Here is a 19,157-nt window from a genome sequence, read left to right as displayed (position 1 = left end):
AACCTCCTTCCAGCTAGGGGCAAACACGCGTGTCATCAGATCTGCCCCAGCGTCTTGATCTTGGCCTTCGGGTGGATCTCGTTCTGCGACATGACCACCGTCGACGGCCGGAAGCGCTCGACGATCGAGCGCACGTACGGCCGGATCAGGGGGCTGGTCAGCAGCACAGGCGTCTCACCCATCATCGCTTGTCGTTCGAACGTCTGGCGCACCGCGGTGATGAACTGCTGCAACCGGCTGGGCGCCATCGTCAACTGCCGGTCGTCGCCGTCGCCCATCAGGGCCTCGGCGAACGCCTGCTCCCATTCGGGCGACATGGTGATGAGGGGTATGAAGCCCATCTCGTTGGTGCAGGCGTCGCAGATCTGCCGCGCCAGACGCGAGCGGACGTGCTCGGTGATCTGGGTGATGCTGCGCGTCTGCCCCGCCGCCTCGGAGATGCCTTCGAGGACCGCCGCAAGATCCCGGATCGAGATGCGTTCTGCAAGAAGGTTTTGCAGCACGCGCTGCAACCCGCCGACGGTGATCTGCGCCGGGATGACGTCCGCGACGAGCTTCTGGTGTGCCTTGTCCAGTTCGTCGAGCAGCTTCTGCGTCTCGGAGAAGGACAGCAGCTCCGGCATGTTGTCCTTCAGCACCTCGGTCAGGTGCGTGGTCACCACGGTGGACGGGTCCACCACGGTGTAGCCCTTGAACAGCGCCTCCTCGCGGTAGCCGGTCTCGACCCAGATCGCCGGCAGGCCGAAGGTCGGCTCGGTGGTCTGCTCGCCGGGCAGGCTCATCGCCTCGCCGCGCGGGTCCATGACCAGCAGCATGTTCGGGCGGACGTCGCCGCGGCCCGCCTCGATCTCCTTGATGCGGATCACGTAGGTGTTGGGCGGAAGCTGCAGGTTGTCCTGGATGCGCACCGCCGGCATGACGAATCCGGCCTCCGACGCGACCTGCCGGCGCAGGCCCTTGATCTGGTCGGTCAGGCGGTGGCTGCCCGCCTGGGGCGCGTTGATCAGCGACAGCAGGCCGTAGCCCAGCTCCAGCCGGATCAGGTCGATGGCGAGCGCCGTGGAGATCGGCTCCTCCGCCGCCGGGGCGGCCTCGCCGGCGGCCTGGATCTCGGCCTGCTCCTGCTCCTGCTCCTGGCGGGCGCGGAAGCGCGGCAGGAACCACGCGGCGGAGCCGGTGGCGATCGCCATGGGCAGGAAGACGTAGGACGGCATGCCCGGCAGCGCCGCCATGATCAGCAGCAGGCCGGCCGAGATGCCGAGCGCCATCGGGTAGCCGGTCAGCTGGCCGATCACCGCCTTGTCGGTGGAACCGCCGGTGCCGGCCTTCGACACCAGGAAGCCGGCGGAGATCGAGATCACCAGCGCCGGGATCTGCGACACCAGGCCGTCGCCGATGGTCAGCTTGGTAAAGGTGTCGAGCGCTTCCAGCACCGGCATGTTGTGGCGCATCACCGCGATCGACACGCCGCCGACGATGTTGATGAACATGATCAGCAGGCCGGCGACCGCGTCGCCCTTCACGAACTTCGACGCACCGTCCATGGAGCCGAAGAAGGCGCTTTCGTCCTCCAGCTCCTTGCGGCGCTTGCGGGCGGTCTGCTCGTCGATCATGCCGGCGCCGAGGTCGGCGTCGATGGCCATCTGCTTGCCGGGCATGGCGTCGAGGGTGAAGCGCGCCGCCACCTCGGCGATGCGGCCCGAACCGGCGACGATGACCTTGAAGTTCACGATGGTCAGGATCGCGTAGACGATCACGCCGATGATGAAGTCGCCGCCCATCACGAAGCTGGCGAACGCCTCGATGACGTGCCCCGCCGCCGAGGTGCCCTCGTGGCCGTGGCTGAGGATCAGGCGCGTCGACGCCATGTTCAGCGACAGGCGCAGCAGCGTGGTGATCAGCAGGATGGTCGGGTAGGACGACAGCTCCAGCGGCTTCTGGATGAACAGCACCACCATCAGGATCAGCACCGACACCGTCACCGACAGCGCCAGCATGAAGTCCAGCAGCAGCGTCGGCATCGGCATGATGAGCGCGACGACGATCATCATGATGCCGACCGCCATGGCGACGTCGCCACGCTTCAGCGACGCCTTGATCACCCCGATCATCTCGCCGAGCGCGGCCAGGTTGCCGCCGCCGGCCATGCCGCCGGCCGAAGCCCGTTCGGGAGTGTGTTCGGTGAGCGCCATGGCGGTGCCGTTACCCTTGGGTTAGGTCAGTGAGGTCCTTTACGCCTTAGCCCCTCCCCCGCAAGGGGGGAGGGGCTTCACTCATCCAAAAGCCGCGCCGCGATCCTCGGCGCCCGGCGGCGGCACGGGGACGCCCTCCTCGTTGTACTGCTTCAGCTTGTTGCGCAGCGTGCGGATCGAGATGCCCAGGATGTTCGCCGCGTGCGTCCGGTTGCCCAGGCAGTGCGACAGCGTCTCGATGATCAGGTCGCGCTCCACGTCGGCCACCGTGCGCCCGACCAGCCCGGCGAGGCCCGCCGTCGCCGGAGGCTGCGGCACCGTGCCCGGCGGCGGGGCGTAGGAGGCGGTCGGCAGGCCGTTCGGCAGGCGAGGCCGCGGCGGCTCCACGGGTTGCGCCGCCGGCACCGTGCCGGCCGGGCCGGCGAACGGGTTGGCGACCGGGGAGTCGGCGGGGATCGACGCCTGCGCCGTGCCGTCCGGCGCCAGCGCCGCGCCGGTCAGCATGATGGCGTCGGTGCCGATGGTGTCGCCGCGCGACAGCAGCACCGCGCGGTGCATGGTGTTCTCCAGCTCGCGCACGTTGCCGCGCCAGTGGTGCGCCATCAGCATCCGCAGCGCGTCGGGCGACAGCGGCTTCTCCGGTAGGCCGTTGGCCTCCGAGTACTTCCGGATGAAGTGCACGGCGACCAGCGGGATGTCCTGCGGCCGCTCGCGCAGGGAGGGCAGGCGGACGTTGAAGACGTTCAGGCGGAAGAACAGGTCCTCGCGGAAGTTGCCGGCCCTGACCTCGGCCTCCAGGTTGCGGTTCGACGTGGCGATCAGGCGCACGTTGATCTTCACCGGCTGCGAGGAGCCGACGCGGTCGATCTCCTTCTCCTGTATGGCGCGCAGCAGCTTGGCCTGCAGGCGCGGGTGCATCTCCGACAGCTCGTCCAGCAGCAGGGTGCCGCCGTTGGCCTCCTCGAACTTGCCGATGCGGCGCGCCACGGCGCCGGTGAAGGCGCCCTTCTCGTGGCCGAACAGCTCGGATTCCAGCAGGTTCTCGGGAATGGCGGCGCAGTTGACGGCGACGAAGTTCTCCTTCGAGCGCCGGCTCTTGCGGTGGATGTAGCGCGCCATCAGCTCCTTGCCGGTGCCGCTCTCGCCGGTGATCATCACCGAGGCGTCGGACGGCGCGATCTGGTCGGCCAGCCGCAGCGTCGCCTGCATCACCGGGTCCTGGCAGACGATGGAATGGCTCTCCTCCGCCACCGCCTCCAGCACCGCGCCGATCAGCTCGGCGTTGGGCGGCAGCGGGATGTACTCCTTGGCGCCGGCGCGGATGGCGCGCACGGCGGCGGCCGCGTCGGTGCCGATTCCGCAGGCGACGACGGGGATGTTGATCCGCTCCGCCTTCAGGCTGTCGATGAAGGTGGCGACGTCCAGCTTCACGTCGATCATCGCGATGTCGGCGCCGCAGGCGGCCCGCAAGGCGTTGAGCGCGCCCTCGATGCTGTCGGTGTGGGACACCTTGGCGCCGCGCTGCATGGCGATCTTGCCGGCGGCGGTGATGTACCCTTCCAGGGTTCCAACGATCAGAAGACGCATCTTACGCTCCCCTCGGGGATTCTTTGTCGAAGTACTGCAGGCGCCGCCCGGGGGGCAGCAGGGTGTTCAGCAGCATTTCCAGCCGGCGGGGGTTTTCCTGCCGGGCGATGGAGACGGCGCCGATGGTGTAGAGGGTCTTGACCAGGGCTTCGTCCTCGGCGTTGCGCTCGAGCTTGGCGGCCAGCGGCGCCAGCACCACGTTGCCGAGCACCGCGCCGTAGAAGGTGGTGAGCAGCGCCAGCGCCATCGCCGGGCCGATGGTGGACGGGTCGCTGAGGCCCCCCAGCATCTGCACCAGCCCGACCAGCGTGCCGATCAGCCCCATGGCCGGCGCCACTTCGGACGCGCGGCGCAGCACCGCGGCGCTCTTGGCGCGGGCGGCGGTCACCGCCTCGACCTCGGCGGTCAGCATGCGCTCGACGTCGTCGGCCGGCGGCCCCTCGGTGATCAGGGAGACGCAGCGGTGCAGGAACGGCTCGCCCTTCAGCTCCGGCAGCATGCTCTTCAGCATTTCCGGCCCGGCGCGGCGCGCGGCTTCGGCCAGCAGCATGACCTGCCGCGCCACGGCCCGCGGGTCGTAGCTGGTCTGCACCAGGATGCGCCCGGCGTTGCCCCAGGCCGACGCCACGTCGCCCAGCGAGAAGGACGCGGTGGTCACCGCCAGCGTGCCGCCCAGCACGATCAGCAGCGACGGCGGGTCGAGGAAGGCATGCAGGCTGCCGCCCGACGCCATCGCCACCAGGATTACGCCGGCGGCGGCACCCAGGCCGACCAGGGTGGCGGCGTCCAGGCGACCGCGCGGCCGGGCGCGCGTCGGCGAGGCGGCGGCCCGTTCGACCGTCGCCGCGGTCCGCTGGGCGCGCAGCTCCGAGGTGGTGTCGCGGGTGGCGGTCATCCGCGGTCCGATTTGATGATTTCGGTCATGGTGATGCCCAGCCGGTCCTCGACGACGACGACTTCGCCGCGGGCCACCAGCCGGTTGTTGACGTAGATGTCGATGGCCTCGCCGACCTTGCGGTCCAGCTCAACCACCGCGCCTCGGCCGAGCTTGAGCAGCTGGCTCACCTGCATGGTCGATTTGCCGAGCACCGCCGAGATCTGCACGGGGATGTCGTACACCGCCTCGAGGTCCTTCGCCGGTCCCAGCCCGCCGTCGTACTCCGACATGTCGGAGCGGCCGGATTGGTCCAGCTCGTCGAGGGAGAAGGTGTCCTTGGCCATCAAGACTCTCCGGTACTCAACTCAATCAAGGAGCGCGCCGGCGTCGAGCAGACGCTGCGCGGACTGTTCGATCTCGGCCAGCAGGGCGGCGGTGTCGCGCTCGGCGCCGCCCTCCGCCCATTCGATCCGGCAGTCGCCGGGGCCGAGCTTGGCGTCGCCGACCACCATCAGCTTGGTGTCGAAGCCGCTGCGGGTGATCGTCTCCTCCAGGTGCGGGCGCACCAGCTCGATGGTGTCGGGGGCGACGCGGACGACCAGGCGCGGCTCGTCCAGCAGGTCGGTCAGGCAGGCGCGCACCAGCCCCTCGATCTCCGCCAGCCCGTGCCGGCTCGCCAGCTCGGGCATCATCTTGCGGACGATGGCCAGCGCGATGTGCACCGGCTGGTCGCTGCGCGCCTTCTTCTCCGCCTCGAACCGGGTGAGCAGCGCCTCGACGCCCTGCGCGATGCGGTCGAGCGCGTGGGCGGCGAGCGCCGCGTCGCTGCCCTCGACCTCGGCGCGCGCGGCGGCGGCACCTTCCTCCAGGCCGGCGGCGTGCCCGTCGGTGAAGCCCTTCTGCTCACCGGCCTTGTGCCCGGCGACCATGCCGTCGCGGAAGCCGGCCTCGCGGGCGGCGTTCAGCTCCTCCTCGCCGTACACGGCCGGTGGCGGCTCGGGCGCCATCACCTCCTCGACGTGGGCGTAGCCCTGGCCGTGACCATGGCCATGGCCGTGGTGGGTATCGACGTCGAAGGATTCGTCGAACTGGAACTTGCGGACGGAGGTCATCGGGCGGCTCCCGTCGGCTTGGTTTTCACGTCAACCGTCATCCCCGCGAAGGCGGGGATCCAGCGTGAGCCGCGGCAGCGGCGACATGAGTCATGAGGCTCGCGGACGCGAGCACTGGATCCCCGCTTTCGCGGGGATGACGGAAGGGGGAGGGGAAATGGAAAGGCGTTCAACTCAGCTCTCCTGGTAGAGCCAGTTGCGCAGGATCGACACCGCCTCTTCCGGGTGCTTCTCGACGATCTCGCCGACCTTGCGCAGCGAGGACGCGCGGACGCGGCCCTCGACCCGGTTGATGTCGATCATCTGCTCCAGCTCCTCGTCGGCCTGCGCGGCTTCCAGCGCCAGGTCCTGCGCCAGGGCGCCGGTCGGGCCGGCCAGCGCCGCCGGCATGCCGCTCTGGTCGGTGAGCAGCTTGTCCATCTCGTCGTCCTCCTGCGCGTCGGCCTTCTCGAAGGCGCGCGTGATGAGGGGGCGGATGACCAGCAGGATGATGAGGACGGCGACGATGCCCAGCACCACCATCTCGGCGATGCGGAAGATGTCGTCCTTCGTCATCCCCAGGAACAGCGCGTCCGGCTTGGCGAACTCGTCCTCGGGCGTGGTGAAGCGCATGTTGACCAGCTCGACCGTGTCGCCGCGCACCGGGTCGAGGCCGACGGCGCTGCGCACCAGAGCCTTCAGGCTCTCCATCTCCTGTTCGGGGCGAGGCTGGTAGGTCGGCCGGCCGCCGTCCGCGGCCGGGGTGTAGAGGCCGTCCACCAGCACCGCCACCGACAGGCGGCGGACTTGCCCGCTCTCGCGGACGTGGTTCTTGGTGGTGCGGCTGATCTCGTAGTTGACCGTCTCCTCGTTGCGGCTCGACTTGTTCGAGGAGATGGAGCTGTTGTCCTTGCTGCCGGTCTGCGCGGTCGGCAGGTTCTGGTCGACGGTGACGGGCTGGAGGGGGTCGCGGTCCTGGCTCTGGCTGGTCTCGCCCACCGTCTGGGTGGAGCGCACCACCTGGCTCTCGGGATCGAAGATCTCCGACTGCGTGGTGATGCGGTCGAAGTCGAGGTCGGCCGACACCTCGGCGCGCACCTTGCCGTAGCCGACGGTGCGGCCCAGCAGGTCCTCGATGGTCGCGGCGAGGCGGCGCTCGTAGGCGAGCTTCTTCTCCTCGGCGTTGGCCATCATCACGTCTTCGCTGTTCGCCCCGCCGCCGCGGGCGAGCAGCTTGCCCTTGTCGTCGATGATCGAGACCTGGGTGGGCTCCAGGTTCGGCACCGACGCGGCGATCAGGTGCTGGATCGCCGAGATGTTCTCGCGCGACAGCTGGGCGCCCGGCCGCAGCTTGAGGAAGACGCTGGCGGTCGCCGGGTTCTGGCTGCGGGCGAACAGCTCGCGCTTGGGCAGCACGAGGTGCACGCGCGCCTGCTGCACGCCGGCCAGCGTGCCCACCGTGCGCGCCATCTCGCCCTCCAGCGCGCGCAGATGGTTGATGTTCTGGATGAAGCTGGTGGCGCCGAAGCCCTCGCCCTTGTCGAACAGTTCGTAGCCGACCGAGCCGCCGGACGGCAGCCCGGCCTGCGCCATCTTCATGCGCACCACGCCGACCTGGTCGGCCGGCACGCGGATCTTGGTGCCGGTCTTATCGACCGCGTAGGGGATCTTGCTCTCGTCCAGCTTCTTGGCGATGGCGGCGGCGTCGGTGGCCGGCAGCTCGGAGTACAGCAGTTCCATGTCCGGGGTGGACAGGCGCGTGGTCAGGTAGATGAAGAACCCGATCAGCAGCAGACCCACGGCGCCGATCGCCGCAAGGCGGGTGGGCCCGAGGTTGCGCAAGGTCTGCAGCAGGTTGTTCACGCGGTTGTCCCCGAGCAGCGGCCGGCGTCCGCACCGGCGGGACTTTGCGGCCGCCGGACCAGGACTGGCCGGAACTGCAAAAACCACGCCGATGGATTTTCACGGTGGGCAGTGTGCGAAGGTTTTGATGAATTAAGGGTTAATTCGTCGGCAGAATTTGCCGGGCGCTGGGCAAAATATGCCTACCTCGTCTTGGAGAAACACGAGGAAGCGCGCCGTTCGCGCCCCTTCTTCGCGCTTGGCGTACGCGCATCGGAACGCCATGTATCATTGGGCGAGTTCGCCGGTGCGTGCGTTGACGGGCCCGGAAGACGGGCATAGCTAAGAAATCGCCGCCGCACGCGCAACCCGTACGGGTTGCCCGGTGTTGAAGCCTCAAGAGTTTGTACGATGCACACGGGGGACAGCTGTGAAAAAGCGCGGCCGTGAGAAGAAGGAAGGCCTCAACGAGGTCGACGTGTTCGTCGGCCAGCGCCTGCGCGAGCTGCGCATGCTGGCCGGGCTGTCGCAGAGCGACGTGGCTTCGGCGCTGGGGCTGACCTTCCAGCAGCTGCAGAAGTACGAGCGCGGCTTCAACCGCGTCTCGGCGAGCCGGCTGTTCAAGCTGGCGCACTACTTCCGGGTGCCCGTCTCGGTGTTCTTCGAAGGGCTGGAGGAGCAGCGTTCGCACGCCGAGGCGGCGGGCGGCGGCGAGGCGGAGTCCGAGGGCACGCTGCGCTCGCGCGAGGCGCTGATGCTGGCGCGCTACTTCCAGAACATCCGTGACCCGCAGGTGCGCGCCGCCATCCGCGAGCTGGCCGAGCGCTGCGCCACCGCCAGCGAGAACGAAGCCCACGCCGACGAGATGCCCGCCGCCACCGCCCGCCCGGCCCGCCGCGGGCGCGGCGAGCACGCAGCGGGGCGGGCTTAAGGAACCACAGCCCCCTCCCTAACCCTCCCCCGCTACGCGGTGGAGGGGATGGCGGCAGCGCCCCCTCCACCGCCAAAGGCGGGGGAGGGATGGGGAGGGGGCGAAGTCATCCCCGCAGCTCCCGGTATCGCGCCAGGAACGCCGCCATCGCCTCCTCCGGCCCCAGCGGCACGATGGGATCGGGGGCCGGCGGCGGCAGGTCCTTCCAGTTGACCCGGTGCGGCGCGCAGAGGTCGCGCAGCTCGGTCGCCAGCGCGCGCTGGTCGGCCACCTTGACCGGCTTCGGCTCCGGGTAGCGGAAGCCGAAGCGCAGTGCCAATCCCACCTTGATCGGCGCGATGGCCTGCCGGATCGCCTCGCGGCCGATGCGCGCCTTCCACGGCGTCGGCCAGTCGCCGGTGAACGCCTCCTCGCTGTCGTGCATCAGCGCGTCGTAGGCGTATTCCGGCGGGCAGAGATAGCTCGCCAGCAGGCAATGCTGGGCGACGCTGAAGAAGCGGATCGTGTTGCCGACGAATCGGCACTGGAAGGCCAGCGGGCGCGCCACGTCCTCGATCTCGAAGCGGCTGAAGTCCGGCTTCTCCAGGTCGACGACCCGGCCGGAATAGGTGATAAGCACGGCCGTCGGCTCGGGCACGTCGAGCAGGTCGTACTGGTCGGGATCGGAAACGGTGGGCGAGGCGGAACGGCGTCGTGTCATCGCCCATGATTATCAGAGCAGGGCGCCCGGGCACAACCGGCGCTCCATCGGGCGGCGCCCGGTCAGGCTGCCCCCCGCACGGCGTCGGGATCCTCGATCAGCCGGTTGGTGTCGGCGACCGCCTGCTCCAGCAGCGGCAGCAGCGCGGCGACGGTCTCGGCGTCGGCGTGCCGCTCGTTGACGGCGCGGGCGACGGCGGCCAGCCGCGGCGCGCCGAAGTTGGCGGCCAGCCCGGCCAGCGTGTGCGCCGCCTGTCGCAGGTCGCGCGGGCGGTCGCCCTGGAAGGCGGCGTGGATCGCCGACAGCTCGCGCAGCGCGGCCTCCGGCATCAGGCGCAGCATGCCTTCCAGGCTCTCGGCGCCGAGCGCCAGGCGCAGTTCCGACAGCTTGACCCGATCGACCAGCGGGATGCCGAGGAAGCCCTCGGCCGCGGCCGGGGGCGCGGCGGCCGGGACCGGGCGCGGGGTGCGCGGCCGGCCGGCGGCCTCAAGCATCAGCGCGCCGAGCGCCTCCCAGTCGACCGGCTTGGTCATGTAGGCGTCGAGGCCGCAGGCCATGTGGCGGTCGCGGTGTTCGGGCAGGGCGTCGGCGGAGATGCCGATGATCGGCATCTGCGCCACCGGCCCGGCGCTGCGCCGGATCGCCCGCGCGGTGGAGCCGCCGTCCAGCACCGGCATCTCCATGTCGAGAAGCAGCAGGTCGTAGCTCCGCCCCTGCAGCGCCGCCAGCACCGCGCGCCCGTCGCCCACCGCGTCCACCCGGTGCCCCATGCGGGTCAGCATGGTGGAGATCAGCATGCGGTTGATGTCGTTGTCCTCGGCCAGCAGGATCTGCAGCGACACCGTGGGCTGCGGCGCCGGGGCCTTCGGCTCGGGCGCCGGCTGCGGGATGGACTGCGCCGGGCGCACGCGGATCGAGAAGCCGAAGGTCGAGCCGACGCCCGGCTCCGACACCACCGTGACCTCGCCGCCCATCGCCTGCACGAGGTGCCGGCAGATCGCCAGCCCCAGCCCGGTGCCGCCGTACTTGCGGGTGGTCGAAGCGTCGGCCTGCACGAACGCGTCGAACAGGCGGCCCTGCTGCTCCGGCGTCATGCCGATGCCGGTGTCCGTCACCTCGAAGCGCAGCAGGATATCCTCGCCGTCCGCGGTGTGCGGCGCCCACAGGCAGATCTCGACGCCGCCGCGTTCGGTGAACTTGATGGCGTTGGACACGAGGTTGAACAGCACCTGGCGCAGCCGCGTCGGGTCGCCGCGCACGCTGGCCGGCGTCTCGTCGGCGACGGAGGCCGTCAGGTTCAGTCCCTTCGCGGCGGCGCGCACCTGGAACAGCTGCACCACGTCCTCGACCAGCCGGCCGAGCGCGAAGTCGATCTCCTCCAGCTCCAGCTGCCCGGCCTCGATCTTCGAGAAGTCGAGGATGTCGTTGAGCAGATCCAGCAGCGTGTCGGCCGAGGAGCGCAGCGTGGTGACGAATCCCTTCTGCTGCTCGTTGAGATCCGTGCCCAGCAGCAGGTCGCCCATGCCCAGCACCGCCGTCATCGGCGTGCGCAGCTCATGGCTCATCATGGCCAGGAAGCGCGATTTGGCCCGGCTGGCGTTCTCGGCGGCGATGCGGGCGGCGTCCGCCTCCTCGCGGGCGCGGTCGAGGTCCTCGGCCAGCGCGAAGGTCTCGGCGGCGAGGCGGGTGAGCTGATCCTGGGCGTCGCGCAGGTCCTGCTCGGAGCGGCGCTGGCGCGTGATGTCGATCGACGAGCCGACCAGCCAGCGCACCGCGCCCGCGGCGTCGCGCACCGGGCGGACCGACACCGCGTTCCAGAACGGCGTGCCGTCCTTGCGGTGGTTCTGAATCTCCAGCGCCGCCGGCGCCCCTTCGTCCAGGGCGCGGCGCAGCGTGTCGGCCGTGTGCGGGTCGGTGTCCGGCCCGCACAGCAGGTCGAGGCTGCGGCCCGCCAGCTCCGCCGCGGCGTAGCCGGTCATCTCCTCGAACGCCGGGTTGCAGTAGACCAACGGCGTCCCGGCCCGGCGCGCGTCGAGCACGGCGATGCCGGCGCCGGTGGCTTCCAGCACCTCGGCAAGCATCGTCGGCGTCAGCACGTCATCCTGCGGCCGCGCGGTGTGCTGCGGGGAGAGGGAAGGGGTGTGGTCCACGCGTGGCACGTCGTTCGTCAATGGACACGACCATAAGCGTTCGCGCCCGTGATTGCCACGGGGTTCCGCAGGCCGTACCATGCACGCGCAGAACGGGAGAGAGCCGGGTACGACACGCCATGATGGCCGATCCGCAGAGCGCCGCGCCGCAGTCCGTCCACGACCTCGGCATCCTTCTGGTCGAGGACGATTCCACGACCCGCACCGCGGTGTCCCGGATGCTGTACGATCTCGCCGTGCGCGGGGTGTGGGAGGCGCGCGACGGCGTCCACGCGCTGGAGTTGCTGAGGCAGCACGGCGAGCGGATCAACCTGGTGATCTGCGACCTGGAGATGCCGCGCATGGGCGGGCTGGACCTGCTGCACGCGCTGCGCACCTCCGGCGGCTCGCCGTTGACCGACCTGCCGGTGATCGTGCTGACCGCCCACCGTGAGGCGGAGACGGTGAAGCGCGCCATCGCCTACGGCATCTCCGGCTACCTCGTGAAGCCGGTCAACAAGGCGGACCTGACCAAGCGGCTGGGCTTTGCGGTGCAGAAAGGACGGTAAACGCTGTATTTGTAGAGCCGCGAAGCCTATCCTTTATCCAGGAGGGTCTCATGGGCATTGCGATTCGCAAGACGATCATTACCGATCCGGCGTCAGGAAAGCCGGTGGCGGTCCAGATCTCCTACGAGGATTGGACGGACCTGGAAAGTCGGCTCGGCGGTGTGGATGAGGGGAAGCAGCCGACCGACCTGTCGCGCCACTATGGAACCCTGCATTTGTCGGAAGATCCGATGGCGTTCCAAACGCGAATCCGCGACGAATGGCCGTAACGCGCGTGCTCGACACCAATGCGGTCCTGTACGCATTGGGCGGACGGCTTGGAGAGCCGTTGCCAGCGGGGAATTACGCTGTGTCCGTAATCACGGCGCTTGAACTTCTGTCCTTCCCGGCGCTTGGCCCCAGCGACGAATCTGCGATCAAGGAATTCTTGTCGGATGTGGAGAACATCGACCTGACGCTTCCGGTGAAGGAGGTCGCTGTTGCATTACGGCGGCAGCATCGTCTGAAGCTGCCGGACGCGATCATTGTGGGAACCGCGCTCGCGCTCGGCGCGGAACTGATCACCAACGATGCGCGGTTGCATCAAATTCCTGATCTGATGACGCGCTTCCCGGTCCTGAAAGGGGCGTAAGCGCCAGTCCGCCCCACGGCAACGGTTGGCGCCGCCCCCGCGGCTGCGCATATTGATGACTCCCGCCCGTTCCACGGAGCCTTCTGGTGCGCGACCCAGCCTCCCTTGCCATCGTCGAGCGGCGCGACGCCATCGCGCGCGCCGTCGTCGAGGCGCAGTTCCGGCGCTGGCCGGACCTCTACGCCCGCTACGGCGAGGCGGGACGGGAGAAGTGCGTCGAGGACCTGCGCTACCACGTGCTCTACCTGGCCGAGGCGGTGGGCGCCGACAGCCCGGCGCTGTTCCGCTCCTACGCCGGCTGGGTGAAGGTGCTGTTCGCCGGGCTGCGCATCCCGGTGGAGGAACTGGGCGACAGCCTCGCCATCCTGCGCGACGTGGTCGCGGAGCAGGTCGGCGGCGTGGCGGCGGTGCGCGCGGCGCGCTGCGTGGCGGCGGCGCTGGAGGCGCTGCCCGACGTCTCCACCGACCTGCCGAGCTTCATCGCCGCCGACGCGCCGCACGCCGGTCTGGCGCGCGCCTACCTCGACGCGCTGACCGCCGGCGACCGCCGCGCCGCCACCGAGATGGTCCTGCGGCGGGTCGAGGACGGGCTGAGCGTGCGCGACGCCTACCTGCACGTCTTCCAGCCGGTGCTGCGCGAGGTCGGGCGGCTGTGGCAGACCGGGCGGATCAGCGTGGCGCACGAGCACTTCGCCACCGCCGCCACGCAGGGCGTCATGTCCATGCTCTACCCGCGCATTTTCGCCGGGCAGCGCGCCGGCCGCTCGCTGGTGGCGACCTGTGTCAGCGGCGAGCTGCACGAGATCGGCGTGCGCATGGTGGCGGACTTCTTCGAGATGGCGGGGTGGGACACCTACTACCTCGGCGCCAACGCCCCGGCGCGTAGCGTCGTCAGGGCGGTGGAGGAGCGCGGCGCGCAGGTGCTGGCGGTGTCGGCCACCATCACCGCGCACGTCGGCGCCGTCGCCGAGCTGATCGGCGCGGTCCGCCGCGACCTGGGCGGCCGGCCGCTGCGCGTCATCGTCGGCGGCTATCCCTTCAACATCGAGCCCGCGCTGTGGAAGGCGGTGGGCGCCGACGCCTCGGCCTCCGACGCCGGGCAGGCGGTGGAGATCGCAAACCACCTTTTCGGGGAGGCGGTATGAGCACCCGCGGCGTCGATGGCGCGGTGCTGGTCTGCGACCGCGATGGCCGCGCCGAGGCGGTGCACCCGGTGGGCGCCGGCGTTCCGGGGCTGCGGCCCGAGGCCGGGGCGCCGTTCCCGCTGCTGTTCGGGCTGGCGCCGGTCGGTCGCGCGCTCGACCTGTTCACCGCCCTGCGCCGCGACGGGACGGTGCACGACTGGCCGCTGCACGCGGCGCTGCCGGACGGCGCCACGCGCGTCGTCTTCCTGACCGGTCGCGCCGCCGACGGCACCCTGCTGCTGGCCGCCGCGGCGAAGCCGGGCGCCGCCGGGGCGGTGTGCGCGGCGGTGTCGCGGGACCGGCCCGAACTGGCCTCGCTGCTGCGCCCGCTGTGCGGTTCGCCGAGCCTGCCCGGCAGCGACGCGCTGTTCGACGAGATGAGCATCCTCAACAGCCAGCTCGCCAACGCCCAGCGCGCGCTGGCCAAGGCCAACGCCGAGCTGGAGGCCAGCAACGCCCAGAAGGGCCGGCTGCTCGGCATGCTGGCGCACGACCTGCGCACGCCGCTGCAGGTGATCGGCGGCTTCGCCCAGCTGCTGAAGAACCACTTGGCCGCCAGCGCCGAGCCGCGCGACCTGGAGGCGCTGGAGCGCATCCGCGAATCCAGCCTGTTCATGCGCCACCTGATCGAGGACGTGCTGTCGATGTCGGCGCTGCAGGCCGGGCGGCTGGTGCTGAACCCGCGGCCGACCGACGTGGCGGAACTGGTCCGCCGCACCGTGGCGATGAACCTCATCCTGGCGCAGGGCAAGGGCCTGACCATCGACTGCGACGCCGCCGACGGCCTGCCGCCGCTCTCCCTCGACCCGCCGCGCATCGAGCAGGTGATGAACAACCTGCTGTCCAACGCGGTGAAGTACTCCGATGCCGGCATGCGCATCCGGGTGAGCGTAGAGCGGCTGGGCGGGCGCGTGCGCGTTGCCGTCGCCGACCACGGCCGCGGCATCGCGCCGGACCAGGTGTCGAAGCTGTTCCAGCCCTTCTCGCACGCCAACACGCTGACCGACGTGGGCGACACGTCCGTGGGTCTCGGGCTGTTCATCGTGCGCAGCATCGTCGAGGCGCACGGCGGATCGGTCGGCGTGGAGAGCGCCCCCGGCCGCGGCTCGACGTTCCACATCGAGCTGCCGGTGCCCGCCTGACGAAAAGGGTAGGGCAGCCGGCTGGTCAACCCGCCGGGGATCCGGTAGAACAGGGATCCTATCCTTGTGCACCGCACTGGCAAGGGGTGCCCCGCACCCGCAACCGCTGGGAGCGCAGTGAGCGAAGACCCGCCGATATCCACCTCCGCCCCCGCGTCTTCCGAGGGGGAGCACCGTGCCCGTGCGTCCGAACTGCTGGAGGAGTTCCTCGCCCACGAGCACGGCGAGCGCATCACGCTGGGCGACCTCGTGCGCATCCTCGGCGACCGCGCGTTCGGCGCGATGGTCCTGCTGCTGGCGATCCCCAACGTGCTGCCGGTGCCCGGCCTGTCCACGGTGACCGGGCTGCCGATCGTGCTGATCGCGGCACAGCTGATGTTCGGCCGCGCGCAGCCCTGGCTGCCGCGCCGCCTCGCCGCCGCGAGCATGGAGCGCGAGGGGTTCCTGCACGTCCTTCGGCGGGCGCACCCGCGCATGCAGTGGATCGAGGACCGGCTGCTGCGTGCGCGCCTGCCCGCGTTGACGTCGCCGGTCGCCGAGCGTTTCATCGGTGCGGCCATGGTCGTGCTGGCCGCGGTGCTGGCGCTGCCCATCGTCTTCGGCAACCAGCCGCCGGCCTTCGCGCTGGCGCTGCTGGCGCTCGGCCTGATCGAGAAGGACGGCGCCTTCATCGTCGCCGGGCTGGTGGCGGGGGCGGTGGCCATCGCCATCGTCGCCGCGGTGGTGTTCGGATTCGCGCAGGGCCTGCTGATGCTCGTCGGCTTGGCCACGGCTTGAGAACCAAGAGGGGGAAGCGGCACAGGCCATGGTTTGGGAACTTCTGGTTATCGTCCTGCTGATCGTGGTCAACGGCTTCTTCGCCATGTCCGAACTGGCCGTGGTGTCGGCGCGCCGCGCGCGGCTGCAGCAGCTCGCCGAGAACGGGCGCCGGGCGAAGGGGGCGAAGGCGGCGCTGGAGCTCGCCGAGAACCCCAGCCACTTCCTGTCCACCGTGCAGATCGGCATCACGCTGATCGGCATCGTCGCCGGCGCCTACGGCGGCGCCACCCTGGCCGAGCGGTTCGGCGGGCGGCTGGACCAGATCCCATGGATCGCGCCGTACGGCCAGCAGGTCGCCTTCGCGCTGGTGGTCGCCGGCATCACCTATCTGTCGCTGATCGTCGGCGAGCTGGCGCCCAAGCGCCTCGCGCTGGTGAACGCCGAAGGCATCGCGGTGGCGGTCGCCCGGCCGATGCAGGGCCTCTCGCGGGTGGCTCTGCCGCTGGCGTGGCTGCTCGGCGCCTCGACCGAGGCGCTGCTGAAGCTGCTGCGCCTGCCGACGACGCGCGAGCAGACGGTGACCGAGGAGGAGGTCAAGACCCTCATCGCCGAAGGCACGCAGTCCGGCGTGTTCGACCCGGCCGAGCGGCAGATGATCGAGGGCGTGCTGCGCCTCGCCGACCGCACGGTGCGCGCCATCATGACGCCGCGCCCGGACGTGCTGTGGCTCGACCCCGAGGACAAGCCCGAGGCCATCGCCACGGAGATCCGCGACAGCGGCTATTCCCGTTTCCCGGTCTGCCGCGGCGACGTGGACGAGGTGCTGGGCATCGTCTCGGCCAAGGCGCTGCTCGATCAGGCGCTGCGCGGGCGGGCGATGGATCTGCGCGGCGCCCTGGTGCAGCCGCTGATCGTGCACGACGGCACGCCGGTGCTGCGCCTGCTGGAGCTGTTCAAGCAGTCCACCGTGCACATGGCGGTGGTGGTGGACGAGTACGGCAGCGTCGAGGGCATCGTCACCCTCACCGACATCCTGGAGAGCATCGCCGGCGAACTGCCCGAGGCCGGACAGGACGCCGACGCCGGGATGATCCGCCGCGAGGACGGCTCCTGGCTGGTGGACGGCATGCTGCCGGTGGACGAGGTGGAGGCGCGCATCGGCGTGCCCGACCTGAAGGGGGAGGGCGGTTACCACACGCTCGCCGGCTTCGTGCTGGAGCGCCTGGGCCACGTGCCCACCGCGGCCGAGCACTTCGTCTGGCGCGGCCACCGCTTCGAGGTGGTGGACATGGACGGCCGCCGCATCGACAAGGTGATGATCCAGCGCGTGGACCTGCCGCCGGAGGAGCCGTGAGATTCTGTTGTGGGGGCAACCCGGACGCACGGATTTCACGGATCTGAACACGGATTTCACGGGTGCTTTTGTCAGCGCACGACAATGGCTTGCGGGTCGGCCTCGGCACCGCAAGCATCAAAAAAATCCGTGTAATCCGTGCCTCAATCCGTGACATCCGTGTGCCCGGGTTGCCCCCGGCATCAGAACCCGCGGGATCTCAGAACTCGCTGACCCCGGTCCGCGAGATCCGCACCTCGCGGTGCACCGACACGCTGAGCAGGAATCCGACGCAGATCAGCAGCGTCATCATCGCCGTGCCGCCGTAGGACACCAGCGGCAGCGGGATGCCGACCACCGGGATCAGGCCCATCACCATGGCGACGTTGACGAACATGTAGAGGAAGAACTGCGTCGTCAGCCCGACGCCGACCAGCCGGCCGAACTGGTTGCGGCAGCTCAGCGCGATCGCCACGCCATAGACGAGCAGCAGGCAGTACAGCAGCAGGATCGTCAGCGCGCCGGCCATGCCGAACTCCTCGGCCAGCACGACGAAGATGAAGTCGGTGTGCTTCTCCGGCAGGAACATCAGCTGGCTCTGCGAGCCCATCATGAAGCCCTTGCCGAACAACCCGCCGGAGCCCAGCGCGATCTTCGACTGGATGATGTTGTAGCCCTTGCCGAGCGGGTCCAGCTCCGGGTCGAGGAAGGTGTAGACGCGGTTGCGCTGGTAGTCGTGCAGGAACTCCCACCCGATGGGGATGGCGGCCAGCCCGCCGCCGATGGCGATGGCGAACTTCCACAGCCGCACGCCGGCGGTGAAGAACACCGCGCCGGACCCCAGGATCAGCAGCAGCGAGGTGCCCAGGTTCGGCTGCAACAGCACCAGGCCGACCGGCGTGAACACCAGCAGGATCGGCGGGATCAGCATCAGCGGCCGGCCGATCTGCTCCAGCGTCAGGCCGTGGAAGTAGCGGGCCAGCGCCAGCGTCATCGCCGGCTTCATCAGCTCCGACGGCTGGAGAACGAAGAAGCCCAGGTTGATCCAGCGCTGCGCGCCCATGCCGATGTGGCCCATGATCTCCACGGCCACCAGCAGCATGAACACGGCGAAATAGATGACGTAGGCCAGCCGCATCCAGATGCGGATATCGACCAGCGCGATGCCCAGCATCAGCACGAGGCCGGGCATGGCGCGCACCAGCTGCGCCTTCGCCCATGGATCCCACTGGCCGCCGGCGGCCGAGTACAGCAGCGCCACGCCGATGCCCGAGATGGTGCAGACCAGGAGCACGAGGCCCCAGTTGATCATGCGGATCTTGGCGCCGAGCGTCAGCGTCGGGCGTTGCGGCGACAGCCCGCCGGAGTGGTTCTGAAGGAGTGCGGCCATGGCGCGCGGATACTGCACCAGGACCGCCCCCGCGGTAAAGCCGTCCGCGCCCGCGCCCCAGGAAGGCCACCGATGCGGGGCATTTGCACCGATCAGAGGATATAGGTCATCACCAGGTACAGCACCGCCTCCTCCTCGCCGACGTTGCGGTAGGCGTGCGACGCGTCGGCGTCGAACAGGATGGCGTCGCCATGCTCCAGCCGGTACTCGCCGTCGCCGGTCACCACCTCCACGTGGCCGCGGGCGACCAGCAGGTTCTCGGTGGTGCCGGCGGCGTGGGCGTCGGCCGCCTCGTGGGCGCCGGGGGCGAGGCGCAGCTCGTAGAACTCCACCTGTCGCTCGCCCTTCAGCGGGAACAGCGCGCGCGAGGTGAAGCCGCCGCCGTCGGAGGCGAGCGGCGTGGACTCGGCGCGCCGGATGACCGTGGTGCCGCCGCTGCCGGCGCTGCTCAGCAGGCTGGAGAACGGCACGTCGAGCGCCTTGGCGATCTTCCACAGCGCCTCGATGGTCGGCTGGCCGCCGCCGGCCTCCAAGGCCTCCAGCGTCGCGCGGTCGCTGCCGGCCAGCGATGCCAGCAGATCGAGCGACAGGCCCTGACGCAGCCGGAAGCTGCGGACGTTCGCCGCGACGACGGACGCCATCCCACCGTCGGAGGGCAGCGGGTCGGGGCGGGGTGCGGTCGTGCTGGTGCCCAAGGTCATGGCCGCGTCTCCTGTGCGGTTGTTCGATGTGGTACATTTCTCAATCAACGCTATCATTGGTGTTGATATGAAGAAATTGCAAAAATTCTTCGTTTAATG

General features: G+C 69.9%; 18 protein-coding genes. 8 read left to right on the top strand and 10 right to left on the bottom strand.

Annotated elements, in window-relative coordinates; genetic code table 11:
* Nucleotides 1-35 precede the first annotated feature (35 nt).
* The 6 genes from flhA to fliF form a co-directional block, all read right to left on the bottom strand.
* Nucleotides 36-2,192, bottom strand: coding sequence for a flagellar biosynthesis protein FlhA (gene flhA / locus ACRWK7_RS29050; RefSeq protein ID WP_431860324.1), 2,157 nt, complete (start codon nt 2,190-2,192; stop codon nt 36-38).
* An 81-nt stretch (nt 2,193-2,273) separates the two neighbouring features.
* On the bottom strand, nt 2,274-3,779 hold the full coding sequence (locus ACRWK7_RS29045) for a sigma-54 interaction domain-containing protein (RefSeq protein ID WP_431860322.1): 1,506 nt from the start codon (nt 3,777-3,779) through the stop codon (nt 2,274-2,276).
* 1 nt (nt 3,780) lies between these two features.
* On the bottom strand, nt 3,781-4,674 hold the full coding sequence (locus ACRWK7_RS29040; RefSeq protein ID WP_431860320.1) for a motility protein A: 894 nt from the start codon (nt 4,672-4,674) through the stop codon (nt 3,781-3,783).
* Entirely contained in the window at nt 4,671-5,000 is a 330-nt protein-coding gene (gene fliN, locus ACRWK7_RS29035) for a flagellar motor switch protein FliN (protein WP_431860318.1), read from the bottom strand. The genes ACRWK7_RS29040 and fliN overlap by 4 nt, the downstream gene beginning before the upstream one ends.
* A 21-nt stretch (nt 5,001-5,021) precedes the next feature.
* The gene (locus ACRWK7_RS29030; protein WP_431860316.1) at nt 5,022-5,768 is read right to left on the bottom strand and encodes a FliH/SctL family protein; all 747 of its coding nucleotides are present in this window, start codon (nt 5,766-5,768) and stop codon (nt 5,022-5,024) included.
* A gap of 174 nt (nt 5,769-5,942) precedes the next feature.
* The gene (fliF, locus tag ACRWK7_RS29025) at nt 5,943-7,610 is read right to left on the bottom strand and encodes a flagellar basal-body MS-ring/collar protein FliF (protein ID WP_431860314.1); all 1,668 of its coding nucleotides are present in this window, start codon (nt 7,608-7,610) and stop codon (nt 5,943-5,945) included.
* 409 nt (nt 7,611-8,019) lie between these two features.
* Here fliF and ACRWK7_RS29020 point away from each other — a divergent pair, with 409 nt between their 5' ends.
* Entirely contained in the window at nt 8,020-8,520 is a 501-nt protein-coding gene (locus tag ACRWK7_RS29020; RefSeq protein ID WP_431860312.1) for a helix-turn-helix domain-containing protein, read from the top strand.
* A 106-nt stretch (nt 8,521-8,626) separates the two neighbouring features.
* On the opposite strand, the gene ACRWK7_RS29015 is transcribed toward ACRWK7_RS29020, so the two are convergent.
* Together ACRWK7_RS29015 and ACRWK7_RS29010 are read right to left on the bottom strand one after the other, a co-directional pair.
* On the bottom strand, nt 8,627-9,220 hold the full coding sequence (locus ACRWK7_RS29015) for a transcriptional regulator (RefSeq protein WP_431860310.1): 594 nt from the start codon (nt 9,218-9,220) through the stop codon (nt 8,627-8,629).
* Nucleotides 9,221-9,282: 62 nt separating this feature from the next.
* Nucleotides 9,283-11,370 carry an ATP-binding protein gene (locus ACRWK7_RS29010; RefSeq protein WP_431860308.1) on the bottom strand — a complete coding sequence of 696 codons (2,088 nt, stop codon included), beginning with the start codon at nt 11,368-11,370 and terminating at the stop codon, nt 9,283-9,285.
* A gap of 119 nt (nt 11,371-11,489) precedes the next feature.
* Between ACRWK7_RS29010 and ACRWK7_RS29005 the strand changes: the two genes are divergently transcribed.
* From ACRWK7_RS29005 to ACRWK7_RS28975, 7 genes are all read left to right on the top strand, one after another.
* Nucleotides 11,490-11,918: a response regulator gene (locus ACRWK7_RS29005; protein WP_431860306.1), complete on the top strand. Its 429-nt coding sequence runs from the start codon at nt 11,490-11,492 to the stop codon at nt 11,916-11,918.
* 50 nt (nt 11,919-11,968) lie between these two features.
* A complete protein-coding gene (locus tag ACRWK7_RS29000) occupies nt 11,969-12,187 on the top strand; it encodes a hypothetical protein (protein WP_431860304.1) in 219 nt (72 codons plus the stop codon).
* Nucleotides 12,178-12,549, top strand: a complete 372-nt coding sequence (locus tag ACRWK7_RS28995; protein ID WP_431860302.1) for a type II toxin-antitoxin system VapC family toxin — start codon at nt 12,178-12,180, stop codon at nt 12,547-12,549. Before ACRWK7_RS29000 ends, ACRWK7_RS28995 begins: the two co-directional genes overlap by 10 nt.
* An 86-nt stretch (nt 12,550-12,635) precedes the next feature.
* Nucleotides 12,636-13,694 (top strand): cobalamin-dependent protein, encoded by a 1,059-nt coding sequence (locus ACRWK7_RS28990; RefSeq protein ID WP_431860300.1) that lies wholly within the window; start codon nt 12,636-12,638, stop codon nt 13,692-13,694.
* Nucleotides 13,691-14,875: a sensor histidine kinase gene (locus tag ACRWK7_RS28985; protein WP_431860298.1), complete on the top strand. Its 1,185-nt coding sequence runs from the start codon at nt 13,691-13,693 to the stop codon at nt 14,873-14,875. The genes ACRWK7_RS28990 and ACRWK7_RS28985 overlap by 4 nt, the downstream gene beginning before the upstream one ends.
* A gap of 117 nt (nt 14,876-14,992) precedes the next feature.
* Complete coding sequence (locus ACRWK7_RS28980) at nt 14,993-15,652, top strand: exopolysaccharide biosynthesis protein (RefSeq protein ID WP_431860296.1); 660 nt, start codon at nt 14,993-14,995, stop codon at nt 15,650-15,652.
* Nucleotides 15,653-15,680: 28 nt separating this feature from the next.
* Nucleotides 15,681-16,988 (top strand): hemolysin family protein, encoded by a 1,308-nt coding sequence (locus ACRWK7_RS28975; protein ID WP_431860294.1) that lies wholly within the window; start codon nt 15,681-15,683, stop codon nt 16,986-16,988.
* Between the two features lie 199 nt (nt 16,989-17,187).
* On the opposite strand, the gene rodA is transcribed toward ACRWK7_RS28975, so the two are convergent.
* Both rodA and ACRWK7_RS28965 read right to left on the bottom strand, forming a co-directional pair.
* Nucleotides 17,188-18,357: a rod shape-determining protein RodA gene (gene rodA, locus ACRWK7_RS28970; protein WP_431860293.1), complete on the bottom strand. Its 1,170-nt coding sequence runs from the start codon at nt 18,355-18,357 to the stop codon at nt 17,188-17,190.
* 92 nt (nt 18,358-18,449) lie between these two features.
* A complete protein-coding gene (locus ACRWK7_RS28965; RefSeq protein ID WP_431860292.1) occupies nt 18,450-19,058 on the bottom strand; it encodes a cupin domain-containing protein in 609 nt (202 codons plus the stop codon).
* Nucleotides 19,059-19,157 lie beyond the last annotated feature (99 nt).

The sequence above is a fragment of the Azospirillum sp. genome (assembly GCF_050789165.1).
Note: the sequence above shows the minus strand (reverse complement) of the source record. Positions and strands in the feature narration are given on the sequence as shown.

What these genes read in the sequence shown, in the direction of transcription:
- ACRWK7_RS29005 (WP_431860306.1), top strand. Translation starts at nt 11,490, where the DNA reads ATGATGGCCGATCCGCAGAGCGCCGCGCCGCAGTCCGTCCACGACCTC.
- ACRWK7_RS28985 (WP_431860298.1), top strand. Translation starts at nt 13,691, where the DNA reads ATGAGCACCCGCGGCGTCGATGGCGCGGTGCTGGTCTGCGACCGCGAT.
- rodA (WP_431860293.1), bottom strand. Translation starts at nt 18,357, where the DNA reads ATGGCCGCACTCCTTCAGAACCACTCCGGCGGGCTGTCGCCGCAACGC.
- ACRWK7_RS29040 (WP_431860320.1), bottom strand. Translation starts at nt 4,674, where the DNA reads ATGACCGCCACCCGCGACACCACCTCGGAGCTGCGCGCCCAGCGGACC.
- fliN (WP_431860318.1), bottom strand. Translation starts at nt 5,000, where the DNA reads ATGGCCAAGGACACCTTCTCCCTCGACGAGCTGGACCAATCCGGCCGC.
- ACRWK7_RS29015 (WP_431860310.1), bottom strand. Translation starts at nt 9,220, where the DNA reads ATGACACGACGCCGTTCCGCCTCGCCCACCGTTTCCGATCCCGACCAG.
- ACRWK7_RS28995 (WP_431860302.1), top strand. Translation starts at nt 12,178, where the DNA reads ATGGCCGTAACGCGCGTGCTCGACACCAATGCGGTCCTGTACGCATTG.
- ACRWK7_RS29000 (WP_431860304.1), top strand. Translation starts at nt 11,969, where the DNA reads ATGGGCATTGCGATTCGCAAGACGATCATTACCGATCCGGCGTCAGGA.
- ACRWK7_RS28965 (WP_431860292.1), bottom strand. Translation starts at nt 19,058, where the DNA reads ATGACCTTGGGCACCAGCACGACCGCACCCCGCCCCGACCCGCTGCCC.
- ACRWK7_RS28975 (WP_431860294.1), top strand. Translation starts at nt 15,681, where the DNA reads ATGGTTTGGGAACTTCTGGTTATCGTCCTGCTGATCGTGGTCAACGGC.
- ACRWK7_RS29045 (WP_431860322.1), bottom strand. Translation starts at nt 3,779, where the DNA reads ATGCGTCTTCTGATCGTTGGAACCCTGGAAGGGTACATCACCGCCGCC.
- ACRWK7_RS29030 (WP_431860316.1), bottom strand. Translation starts at nt 5,768, where the DNA reads ATGACCTCCGTCCGCAAGTTCCAGTTCGACGAATCCTTCGACGTCGAT.
- flhA (WP_431860324.1), bottom strand. Translation starts at nt 2,192, where the DNA reads ATGGCGCTCACCGAACACACTCCCGAACGGGCTTCGGCCGGCGGCATG.